We start from the raw sequence: 11,557 nt of genomic DNA, 5'->3' as shown, positions 1-11,557 counted from the left end.
ACACCCACGGGCTTCTTGGACGCCGTCACGCGACGCCCGTACGCACCCATTCCGACACAGACTCTCACCAGGCACTGTCAGTGCAGGAGTCAAAGAGCGAGATCCACCGCATACTGCGCGCGCAACTCGTCCGCGACCCGCTTCGACGCCGGAGGCCGCCCCTTGGGCGAGCCTGCCTTCGGCCGGGGCCGCTGACGCTCGGGTGCCGTGGTCGGCTCTGGCAGAGGCGCCGCGAGCTCCTCCGCATCAGGTTCTGCTTCGTCATCGTCATGCTCGCCTGATGCAGCAGCCCGCGGAGTCATGTCGAGCGGGCTCTCCGGCTCCCCATTCTCGGCAAGGGCCGCCTGCTCCTGAAGGAGTTTCTCGAACGACGCCGTGAAGGGCTCCCCAGCCGATGACAGCGGCTCGCCAGTGGTGGTGCGCGCGATCAACGCCAGCCGTGCGGACGCCGGCGAGGTTCCGGAGCCGGTGAGGATCTCCGCGCACGCGTCAGAGACTGCCGTGAGGGTCGGCCTGTCCTCCGGCTCGTGCGCGAGCATCGACTCCAGCAGGGGAACCAGCGCCGCAGGCACACCAGAGAGGTCAGGGGCGATGTCGGCATTGGTGACCTGCGCCGCTATGGCCTCCCAGCGCGTCCCGTCGTACGGGTAGTGGGCGGCGGCCGCATACAGCATGACCGTGCCCAGCGCGTACACGTCCGCAGCCGGGGTCACCTGCGGGCGGCCGCTCGCCTGCTCCGGCGGCATGCAGCGCACCGTACCGATGATCATGCCGCTGTGGGACAGGGTCTCCTGGGAGGTGTCCATGAACGCGCCCAGCCCGAAGTCGATGATCATCGGACCATCGCTGCCCAGGATGACGTTCTGCGGCTTCAGGTCGCGGTGCAGAAGACCGGCGGCATGGACGGCCGCCAAGCCCTCCGAAAGCAGGGCTCCGAGGCTGGCCACCATCGGCAGTGGGAGGGCGCCGTCGTTATCGATGCAGGTCAGCAGTGTGCGGCCGGCCACGTACTCCATGGCCAGCCACGGCTGGTCCGCGTATGGGTCGGCGTCCAGGAACCGGGCCACCCGGTTCGTGCCGATCACCGTACGGGCGATCAGCGCTTCCTTCTCGAAGCGCGCACGTGTCACCGGATCCAGCTTGTCGTTGCGGATCACCTTCACCGCGACCGGGTCACCCGCCGGCGTATAGGCGAGAAAGACCTCGCCCATCCCGCCCGAGCCGAGTTCCCGCGCCACCGTGTAGCGGCCGATCCGCGTGGGTACCCCGCTCATCTGTACCGACTCACCTTTCCGGTGCGCCTCACTCGATCGACGCCGTCCGAGGCTACTCTAATCGGCCAAAAGGCCAGGCTGCGGGCCTTTCGGCTTGATCAGGGCACGTGGGAAGCGAGCCTGGCCGGAACTCGCGCCTCGCGTGCCCGCTTCAGCATGAGCCGCGGATGGCCGAGGGGGCAGCGGCTCGCAGCCGGTCTGCCCGCTCGGATGCGGCGCCTTTCGTTGCCGCCGTGGTCCGGGAGGTGTCGGCGGGGCGCTGCTCGCCGACATTGAGGCCGTCGTGCGCCCGACTACAGTCCGGCGTCGGCCAGTGGTCTGCTGGAGGACCTCGCGGGCGCCGAGAGTGAGGCGAAGCGAGGGGCGGGGGCCCTGTGAGTCCTGCCGCTCTGCGCTCCGCGTAGCCATCAAGCATGCCGACGAAAGCGGACGAGAAATATGCCCTACTTGCGCAGACTGCCATCCGGAAACTGGCAGGCCACGGTCAGGAACCATGCTGGTAAGCGGTTCAGTGCAACGTTCCCCTTGCGCTCGCATGCCCGTTACTGGGGCCTGGATCAAGAGGCGAAACTCAGGCGGGGTGCGTATCCGAATTCCGGAGCAGGAAAGATCAAGTTCGCGGAGTGGTGCGAACTTTGGTGGGAGGCCCGCTTGGTAGAGCCTCACACGCAGAGGGGGGACGCTTCGTGTATCCGCACCCACATCACGCCGTACTGGTCTGACCGGGAGGTGCGCGCCATCTCCAGGCTGGACGTGCAGTCCTGGGTCCGGAAGCTGGTCGTGGACGAGAAGGGGCCTTCAGCCGTCCGGAGGGCCTACAACTTGCTGTCCTCCATCATGCGAGCGGCGGTCGACGAAGACCTCATCACAGTGACGCCATGCCGACGCATCGATCTGCCCCCGGAGCCGGTGAAGCCCCCACAGTGGTTCACGGTCGAGCAGGCCCAGGCCGTCCTCGACGAGCTTGACCAACCGTGACAGACGATGGTGCTGCTCGCCTTCTATACGGGCCTCCGGTGGGGAGAGCTTGCTGGCCTGCACGGACACCGCATCGACTGGCAGCGCAGCCGCCTGTTCGTCGTTGAAGTCAACACGAAGTCGGGCATCAAGGAATACCCGAAGAGCTCGAAGAGCTGTCGGGAGGTCCCGATTCCCGAGCATGTACTCGATGCGCTTGCTCGTCACATGCATGGCCGCGACCGCCACGGCGTCGTCTTCACCACCGTCACAAAGGGGCGGTCGGGCCGGTTGCTTGACGACGGCAACTGGCGGGCGCAGATCTGGTGGCCCACGGTAAAACGAGCGCGCTACGCAGGGCCCAGCGGCGCGATTGGGCAAGTACCGCACTACCCGCCGCATTCCACCCGCCACACTTGTGCGTCCTGGCTCGTTCAGAAGGGCGTCTCCTTGTACGACGTTCAGCACCTACTCGGCCACGAGAGCTACCAAACGACACAGCGGTACGCGCACCTCGCCCCCGATGCTCACCAAGCGGTTCTCGGGGCCTGGGAACGGCTGGGCTCCCAGCTGGTTGTCCCAGCGCAGGCAGCTGGCGGTCCCGCGACGACAGCTCGCAGCTGGTGACAACGGTAGGGGTCACTGCTGAGACCTCCTTCTGCCAGGTCCACCTTGTCCGTTGCCGTTGAGGCTCGTCAGATCTGCAGGCAGGCGAAGCCGGACTTCGTGTCCTCGAAGGGCGGCTGCAGTTCCGCGCAGCCCTGCGCTGGAGCGTCAGTCGATTCGTTGTTCCGCTGCTGCATGCCAGGCATCGGTGAGGGAGCGCACGGAGGGGAGTCGCTTCTCCGGCTCCGGGGCGGTGGCCTTCGTGATGACGGCCAGCTGGGCGGGGGTTCCGCGCCACTGGGTCTCCTGGTCGCCGGCGTCGAGGAGGAGGCGCAGCGCCCGGCCGAGGTTGAACACTGTGGTTCGGATGTCGATGAGCGAGCCCCGGATAAATTCCTCGGGCGCCATATAGCGGGTGGAGCCGGGGAGCCGGTCCGCCTGCAGTGTGAACGGTCCCGGGCGGTACTCGTCCAGGTCGCACAGCGCCATGCGGTGTTCGCCGAAGTCGTACAGCATGCAGCCGTCATAGAAGTCGACTGCCACGAGTCCGGCCCGCTCGATCGCCAGGTGGGCACTCAGGACTGATTCCAGTGCGGCCAGAATCCGAACGATCGGCAGTGCCCTGAAGCGTGCCATCGGGCTGCCGGGCATGGCCCGTTCGCCGTGACGAGACCGGGTCGGGTGGTAGAGGACCTCGCCGCTCACCCATGGGTAGACGAGCGCCAGGCCCTCGTCCGTGGTGAAGGAGTGCACCAAGGGCACGATGGCGGATTGGGAGACGGCCTGGTGGACCGAAATCGCGCGGCGCAGGGAGCAGACGCCAGTCGTTTTGGAGGCGGCCTTCACGAACCAGCGGCTACCAGCTACCTCCAGGCCGTATGAGATGCAGCCGGAGTCCTGCTCGTCGAACTTCCGGAATACGGTGCCCATGCCGCTGAGGAAGGACTCAAGCGCCGGAACGTGCGTTACGGCCAGGAGCGGCTGGGTCGTCATTCCCCCAATCCTGTCACCCTCTCCGCCAGCTCCGCAGCCGGTTTCACGGCTTCCGGGCACTGGCGAGCGGGGGACCCTTACCCGCCGCTTGGGGCTATGCCCTGCTTCGCCGGATCCGGTGAAAGTGCTCGGAAGCCGCCCGGAGCCCGCCTATAGTTCCAGGTCACGAAGCCAGCTCCCCGCACCCGCGGGGGACGACCTCTGCGTTCACCTGTGGTCCTGCCGCATCGGCACGGAGGATGTCCGGATGGAGACCGAGGGGCGGTTCGCGCGGTTGGCGGATTGCGCGAGCCGCCGCCCGAGCGCTCCGGCGTCAGTCAGTGGGGCCGCCCGGACAGGGGCGGCCCCACTGGCGTAGGTCGGGCACGGTCAGGTCCCGTGACCCCGGTCCCGCGTCAACGGGCCCCGCGCCGGCGGAGCAGGATCGTCAGGGTGGCCCGGGCGTCCCGCCGGCGGTCCGGGTTGCGGGAGAGGACCGAGGCCGCCGCGACGGTGGCGACGACGAGGGTGTACGTCAGTCCGCCGAGGGCGGCGACGGCAGCCGCGTCGTGGAGCAGGGCGGGCAGGGTGAACATCTGGGATTCCCTTCGAAGGAGGTGCCGGCGGTCGGATCGCCGCTCGGCTGCCGTCCCTAGTTCTCCGGCGTCCGGAGGGTTTCCGGCGACCTCGTGACACCGCCGCAAGCGGCAACTAGGCTGGTCAGCGGGGCAATCACGAGTTTTCCGGTGGGTTTCGGCACCGGACGGGACAAGGGGCGGGACCATCGAGTCAGGGCCGAAGGCGACGCTGTTCGCGGAAGCGCTGAACGCGCTGTACGTGGCTGCGGGCAAGAAGGGCGAGATCTCGTACAGGAAGCTCGTCTCGCTCGGGGCCAACCACGGCATCACCGTCACGGAGAAGCGCATCAGCGCCTGGATGGCGGTTGGCGGTGCCCGCCGTCCGGAGATACCAACCGATCCGACGTACGTCCGTTTCGTCCTGCTGATGACCGATCATCTGGAGCATCTGGCCCAGGACACGCCCGGGCACCGCAAGCGCAGTCACCGCGAGTGGAGCAACCTGCTGGAGGCTGCCCAGAAGGAACGTTCCGAAAATTCCGGTGGCCGACCCCGCAAGCCTCACACCGGCGCCCGCCAGCCCGCCCCGCTCCCCGAGTTCGTACTCCCCGGCCCGCACGCCGAACTGGTGCGCCAGACGTTCCCCGTACCCGGGGGACTTCAGGACCGCCAGGTCGACCTCGGCGTACTCGCTGGCTTCGTCACCGACCGCAGTCCAGGCGCCCGTAGCTACCTCTATGTGAAGGCCGCGTACTACGCCGGGAAGACCGCGCTCATGTCCTGGTTCGTGCAAAACGAGCAGGATAGGCCGGCCGACGTGGACGTGGTCGGGTACTTCGTCGCCACCCTGATTGGCAACAATCGCGCCGACCTCTTCTTGGAGGCGATGGTCGGTCAGTTGGCCGCGGTGGCCGGGCGGAAGAAGGTGTCGGCCACCGCCGGACAACCCACCCGCGAGCTGTTCCATGAACTGTGCCGCGCCGCCGCCGAAGCCGCCGAGGGGCGCGGGCGGATGCTGCTCATGGTCGTCGACGGGCTCGACGAGGACGAGGACGCTCGGCTGGGAGGCCGCAGCATCGCCGGCTACCTGCCGCCGAGGCCTCCGGCCAACCTGCGCATTGTGGTGACGGGTCGCTCCAACCGGCCTGTTCCCGACGATGTCCCCGCCGGCCATCCGCTCCTGGAACCGGCCAACGTCCATGTCCTTCCCGCTTGGGAGCTCGCCGAGCCGACCCGTGAGGAAGCCACCCGCGAGCTGCTCGGACTCCTGCGGGACAGGCCCATAGGCACAGGAATCGTGGGACTGATCACCGCTGCCCGGGGCGGACTCAGTGCGAAGGACCTCGCCCAACTACTCGGAGTCCTCCCTCTGGACATCAACGAACGGCTGTCCTCCCTCAAGGGCCGCAGCCTCGCCTTCGACCACACCACGTCCGCAGCGGACCGTACGTACGTGCTGGGCCACGACGTGCTGCGGGAGGCCGCCGTTGACCAGCTCGGCGACCTGACCGGATACGAAGAGCTCCTGCACGCCTGGGCCGACGGCTACCGCGATCGGGGCTGGCGCGCGGACACCCCTCCCTACCTCCTGCACCACTACACCACCCGTATGCTCCGGCCCACCGAGGACGCTGATGCCGCCCGCCTGACCGCCTTCGCCCTCGACCCACGGCGCCAGCAGCGTCTGCTCGCCCATACGGCCCGCGACATCGCCCTGGCGGATCTGGACCGGGCAGCTCAATCCACCGGCGGGCATGATCCGGCCGATCTCGAGGTGCTGGCCGCAGTGGCAGCCTCCCGCGACCTGATCAACCTCGGAGCCCGCCCCGTACCCCACTCGATCATGCGTGGCTTCGCCCGCCTCGGCGACATCGGCCGTACCCGTGGACTCGCGCTGGCCTCGCGCTATCCGGTGGGGAAGGCGTCCGCGCTCGCCGATGTCGCCCGGACCCTGGCGGGCTTCGGCCACCCAAGGGCTCCGGAGGTGGCTCGGGAGGCCGAGCAGTGGGTACGTACCGCGCTGCGTGAGGCGGAGCCGACGGGGCCGCCGAACGGAGAAGCGGAGTGCGCCGGTGAAACCGCCCTCGCACTCATCGCTTCGGACCAGGCCGGGGCCGCAAGGGCACTCCTCGGAGCTGCCGGGTGTGGACCTTGGGAATTCATCGCCGCAGCCCAAGCGTGCCCACCGCGCGATGCCGTTCTCGCCGGTGAGCTGCTGGACGAGGCCGAGGCACGTGCCGAGCACGCAGGGAGTTGGGACCACTACGGCCCCGAATCGGTGGTCGACGCCTTGGTGGCGATCGCCCACGCCGATCAGGACCGGGCGGAACGCATGTACGACCGGATCGTCGAACACGCCACTGACCCGAAAGTCGGTGCGCATGACCAGGCCGAGGCCGCCTGCGTCCTGGCCGGTCCCCGCCCCGCCCAGGCGGCACACCTAGCGGAGCTCGCCCGCTCCAAGGTGGTTGCCCTGCTCGCCGACCCCGAGCATCTCCTACGCCTTTGGAACTTCGTGGACACCCTGGACGTGGTCGTGCGAGCCCTGGAGAACACCGGGCGTTCGGCCGAGGCCGAGCGACTGCGAGCGGACGTACCGGAGGACGTCCTGGCCGCGCCGTTCGGGTACGCCTCCATCGACTACGTCGATGACTTGGAATCCGGCGCGGTCGAGGCTGATGACGGGCCCTCCGTCGACGACTTGGCGCAGGAGGCCTTCGACCTGGCGGAGCAGGGCCGGGAGGTGGAGGCCCGGGAGCGGCTGCACACCGCCCTGCGCCGGCATGCCGGGGGTGGGGATGCGTACGCGGCGGACAGGTTGCGCTGGCTCGTGGTCCTGGCCGGGGCCCTTGGGTCCCTGAGCCCGCCCCACACCTCCGAGGGCGAGGGCACAGACCCGGAAGGGGATCAGGACACCGATATCGACGTGCTCGTCGGCCAACTCGGCGATGCGTCGGACCAGGCCCGTGCCTACGCCGCGGCCTCGCTCGGCGGCGCGGTGGCCGGGCGGACCGCCCTGGCATCACGGCTGGCCCATGCTGCGGCGCGGGCCGCTCGGACGCTTCCCGAGTCCGAGAACAAGGACGTCGTGAGGACGCTCGCCGCTCAGGCGCTCGCCCGCGCAGGAGAAGATGTGGCCGCGAAAATGGTTCTGCCCCGGCCCGCCAGCGCAGGCACCATCAGGGCGTACCGCGGCCGGCGGGAGGAGGAACGGCGGGGGCGGCTCGGCGTCCTGGCCGGCCTGGGCACCCACCACCCGGACGCCGTGGCCCGCACGATCGACGCACGCCGGGAGAAGGTGCTGGCGAGCGCCGCGGCCCGCGGCCCGGGCATCGCGAACCCCTTGCCCCTCCTGGCCGAGCTGCTCACCGTGGTGCCCCCCTCCGTACCCGGCTGCCGGAGCCGGCTCCTGGACGCCGTACGAGCCGCGGAGGCAGGGAGGCCCGAGTCGTTGTCCCAGCGGCGGCAGCCCGAGAACGACCTGATTCTGGCTCTGCTGGAACCCGGGACGAGGGCGGAGGAACGCGCGGCTGTCGTCGGCCGACTGGCACGCGCGGAGCAGTACGCATGGCAGGTCGATCCGGAACTGCCTAACCTGATCGGCTTCGCACTCGTCCGAGCCGCCTTGGGTGACCTCGTCGGCGCTCGGCTGAAGGCGGACGATCTGGGGGTGCCGACGGATCGGGCCGAGGCGTTCGCCGCCGTGGCCGGCCACCTGGTCCGGCTCCCCGCCCACCTGCCGACCAGCTACGGCCGGCACCTGCCCTACCCGGACCTGCCGCTGCTGCGCGCCCTGGCCCTGGGCATGGACGGGGCGGACACGCCGGCTCCCGGAACAGAGGACCTCCGCGAGGCCAGGTCCTTCGTACGGGAGGCCCTGACGGCCAGTGAGGGCTGGTACCGTGCCCTGCCGGTACTGGCCTGGGTCGCCCCCGGGGCAGTCCGGCGGGTCCGGGACCTGACCCTGACCCACCTGGAGGGAACGGCTGGCCGATTCAGCGGCTGAGAACAGCGCGCGTCGGTCGGCACAAGCCCGGATGACTCCCGCTTGTAGAGCGTTTGGGTTTCGGGCGAGAACTGCTCCCTGCACGGGTGGGGATAACTTTGTTGGCCTCCGTTGAGTGCTTCACGGGCTACGGAGGTACCTGCGCCGGGCTGAGCGAAATTGAAGTGAATCGCCTGACCCAATGCTTCTGGTGTCCGCCGCCCGGCACCTGGTGGCCGTGTACCCGACGTCTTGCCCAGCACCTACATGGGCCGCGTCAGCCCTCGGGGCAAGTCGCGCCCCCGGGCAGGGCGGTGGCGTGAGGACAAGGTCTACCGCGACATCACGCCTGCGGCCTTCGCTGCGTGTCGAGCCCAGTCACCGCGCAAAGTAGTGCGCGGTGACTGGGCCGCCCCATTGAGGGAAGCCTGGGATCGGTTCGACGGCGTGCAGGCACTCGCCGATATTGCGATTCTGCGCAGCTCCTACGCGGCCAAGACGAGATCCAGAGACGATGCCGCGCTTGCAATCGAGCCAGGCATGAGGTGCCGGTAGATCTTGAACGTAACGTCCAGGCTCTTATGGCCCATCCAGTCTGCAACATCAGTGATCGGTATGCGAAGCTGGAGGCATTGTGATGCAAAGAAATGCCGAAAACTGTACAGCACGATTCCTTTCGGAATGATTGAAGGATGGTCGCGCTTCAGTCGCTGCCACTGATTTTGAAGCAGGTAGGGTTGAAAAGGCCTTGATGGGTCACGTGGGTCTCTTAGGAGATAGCCGTCGATCGTGCCATGTTTTCGTACGTAGCATTCGATTGCCTGCTTGATCCGTGAAGGAAGCGGCACATCCCGGTACTCGCCTGGTTTCCGATGTTTGAGACGTCCGTACGCCTTCGTTGTCTGGTTAACCTGCTCGGTTATCCTGTAGGTGTTATCGGAAACGATGTTGTTGACGTTTACTGCGACCGCTTCGGCGTTCCGCATCCCACACCCGCTCATCAGGTCGCAGAGGAGATGGAACTTCTCGTCACCGATTTCTCGTATTTCCCGCAACTGGGCAGGTGTGGGGATGGAGGCGCGCATTGGCGTGTATTGTGGCGATCTGACGCCATCCAGTGGGTTGAAGTCGTAAATCCCTACCCGTTGCGCATCGAGCAATATAGTGGACAGCTTATCGAACGCGTTTGATTGCGTTGCTGCCCCGGTACCCATGGTTTCCATGGTCCGGATAAAGTCATCGACGACCTTGTGGTCGAACGAGTTCATGCGACGACTGCCCAGGACTGGGATAATGTGATGCGCGAGGAGCGAATCTAGATGTCGAGCCGAGGAGGCAGCCAAGTGGCGCTGGCCTTCCCTCCACAGTTCTACGTACTCGCTCAGATTCATTTGGCCGTACTTCTCGGCGCGCTCGTATCTGAATCCCGCGCTTGCTGACGCCTTGGCCTTCGAGGTGTAAACTTGCGAAAGTCGTGACGTGGCCTGAGCCTGGGTACGGAATCCCCCTTCCTCCGTTTGGCGTCCGCTCGCACTGCGGTATCTAACCGCGTATGGATGTGGGCATCGTGGCCACTTTTCGCTTGGATGGTCGCAACGCTTGAATACTGTCCCCATACCTCGGGGAAGGGATTTTGTGGGCACTGGTCTGCCTTGCTGAATCGTTCGGGGTGGACTGACGTTAGGGGATTTGCCTGCGCTGTCGTATCCAGGAATTGACCTCGGATACTTTGAACCGGATTTTTGCGCTACGCCCGGTGCCGAATCTGTAACTGGCCAGTCCTGACCGGTGTGCTTCCCTGTATACCCACGACACGGACATGCTCAGTTGGGCAGCCAACTGTTTTGCGGAGATGAACTCGTTCGACAATCGGACCTCTTGTGAAGTGCTAGGGCAGCTTCAATGGTCCGGGGGATCCCCGGTTTGGCCAACCGGGGATCCTCTGGTATGCAGCCTCGGTTAGGCGGCCAGGCTCACGTTGAGGATCTTGGCTGCCTGCCCGATGGACCCCGGCAGCAGGTGCCGGTAGATCTTGAACGTGATTTCCAGGCTCTTGTGGCCCATCCACTCCGCGACGTCGGTGATCGGGATGCGATGAGCCAGGCAGTTCGACGCGAAGAAATGCCTGCATCCGTAGATCACCATGCCCTCGGGGACATCGAGGGCGCCGGCGCGCTTGAGTCTCTGCCACTGGTTCTGGAGCAAGTAGGGCTGGTACGCGCGACCGCGGTCGTGTGGATGGCGCAGGAGGTAGCCGTCCACGGTGCCGTACTTGTCGGCGTACCACTCGATGGTCTGCTTCACCCGCGCTGGCAGCGGTACGTCCCGGTACTCGCCGAGCTTGCGGTGCTTCAGACGGTCGTAGTGCTTCGTGGTCTGGTTGACCTGTTCGGTGACGCGATAGACGTCGTCGGCCACGATGTTCCGGATGTTGACCGCTGCCGCCTCGGCATTGCGGAGTCCGCAGCCGCTCATGACGTCGACCAGGAGCATGAGAGTGTCGTCGCCGGCGGCGCGTAGGCCCCGTAGCTGCTCGGCGGATGGGATGACGGCCTTCTTGGGGTCGTAGACGGGCGCCTGCACACCAAGAAGCGGGTTGTCCTCGAAGATGCCGAGCCGATGGGCGTCAAGCAGGACCGCTTTGAGTTTGTCGAAGGCGTTGGACTGCGTCGCCAGTCCTACGCTGTTGCGCTCCATCGTGCGTATGAAGCCGTCGACGACCTTGTGGTCGAACGTATTCATGCGCCGACTGCAGAGTGCCGGGAAGATGTGGTGCTGCAGAAGCGAGTCGAGATGGCTGAGCGAAGCCGGCGCGAGGTGACGTTGGCCCTGCTTCCACTCCGCGGTGTACTCGTCGAAGCGCATCTGGCCGTACCGTGCGATGCGCTCGGCCTTCGCCTGGTTGGCCGGCTTCGCTTGCTTCTCGTTGTGAACAGCCGACAAGCGCTCTGCGGCCTTGTCCCGCGAGGCGAAGCCCGATGCCTCGGTCTGCCTTCCGGCCGCGTTGCGGTATCGGATCTTCCAGCCATGAGGGCACTTCGGCCAGTAGGAGGGTGCGTGCCCGCAGTCCTTGAAAATGGTGCCCATGCCGTGGGCGGTTGTCGTGGCTGCCATGTCCGCGCGACTCCTCGGATCACAATGCTGACGGTTTGCTGACCGGCAGCTATCCGAGACCCGTCTGACCT

9 protein-coding genes are annotated in these 11,557 nt (G+C 66.9%); 3 read left to right on the top strand and 6 right to left on the bottom strand.

Annotation, left to right across the window (positions count from 1 at the left end; all coding sequences use genetic code 11):
- Nucleotides 1-89: 89 nt before the first annotated feature.
- Nucleotides 90-1,274 (bottom strand): protein kinase domain-containing protein, encoded by a 1,185-nt coding sequence (locus tag Sspor_RS06815; protein WP_202198254.1) that lies wholly within the window; start codon nt 1,272-1,274, stop codon nt 90-92.
- Between the two features lie 438 nt (nt 1,275-1,712).
- Between Sspor_RS06815 and Sspor_RS41020 the strand changes: the two genes are divergently transcribed.
- Nucleotides 1,713-2,252, top strand: a complete 540-nt coding sequence (locus tag Sspor_RS41020) for a tyrosine-type recombinase/integrase (RefSeq protein ID WP_272934829.1) — start codon at nt 1,713-1,715, stop codon at nt 2,250-2,252.
- Between the two features lie 6 nt (nt 2,253-2,258).
- Nucleotides 2,259-2,858 carry a tyrosine-type recombinase/integrase gene (locus Sspor_RS40295; protein WP_237403708.1) on the top strand — a complete coding sequence of 200 codons (600 nt, stop codon included), beginning with the start codon at nt 2,259-2,261 and terminating at the stop codon, nt 2,856-2,858.
- A 147-nt stretch (nt 2,859-3,005) separates the two neighbouring features.
- Here Sspor_RS40295 and Sspor_RS06805 read toward each other — a convergent pair whose 3' ends face one another.
- Both Sspor_RS06805 and Sspor_RS06800 read right to left on the bottom strand, forming a co-directional pair.
- Complete coding sequence (locus tag Sspor_RS06805; protein WP_202198253.1) at nt 3,006-3,830, bottom strand: protein kinase family protein; 825 nt, start codon at nt 3,828-3,830, stop codon at nt 3,006-3,008.
- Between the two features lie 395 nt (nt 3,831-4,225).
- Nucleotides 4,226-4,405, bottom strand: coding sequence for a hypothetical protein (locus tag Sspor_RS06800; RefSeq protein WP_202198252.1), 180 nt, complete (start codon nt 4,403-4,405; stop codon nt 4,226-4,228).
- 241 nt (nt 4,406-4,646) lie between these two features.
- On the opposite strand from Sspor_RS06800, the gene Sspor_RS06795 reads away from it, so the two are divergent.
- Nucleotides 4,647-8,393, top strand: coding sequence for a P-loop domain-containing protein (locus Sspor_RS06795; RefSeq protein ID WP_202198251.1), 3,747 nt, complete (start codon nt 4,647-4,649; stop codon nt 8,391-8,393).
- Nucleotides 8,394-8,857: 464 nt separating this feature from the next.
- On the opposite strand, the gene Sspor_RS06790 is transcribed toward Sspor_RS06795, so the two are convergent.
- The 3 genes from Sspor_RS06790 to Sspor_RS06780 all read right to left on the bottom strand — a co-directional run bounded on the left by Sspor_RS06790 (nt 8,858) and on the right by Sspor_RS06780 (nt 11,486).
- Nucleotides 8,858-9,640: a tyrosine-type recombinase/integrase gene (locus Sspor_RS06790; RefSeq protein WP_237403707.1), complete on the bottom strand. Its 783-nt coding sequence runs from the start codon at nt 9,638-9,640 to the stop codon at nt 8,858-8,860.
- A 412-nt stretch (nt 9,641-10,052) separates the two neighbouring features.
- Complete coding sequence (locus tag Sspor_RS41495; protein WP_486389287.1) at nt 10,053-10,211, bottom strand: helix-turn-helix domain-containing protein; 159 nt, start codon at nt 10,209-10,211, stop codon at nt 10,053-10,055.
- 120 nt (nt 10,212-10,331) lie between these two features.
- Nucleotides 10,332-11,486, bottom strand: coding sequence for a tyrosine-type recombinase/integrase (locus Sspor_RS06780; protein WP_237403706.1), 1,155 nt, complete (start codon nt 11,484-11,486; stop codon nt 10,332-10,334).
- Nucleotides 11,487-11,557 lie beyond the last annotated feature (71 nt).

The organism is Streptomyces spororaveus (assembly GCF_016755875.1).
Taxonomy (GTDB): domain Bacteria; phylum Actinomycetota; class Actinomycetes; order Streptomycetales; family Streptomycetaceae; genus Streptomyces; species Streptomyces spororaveus.
This window is presented reverse-complemented; position numbering and strand designations above follow the sequence as displayed.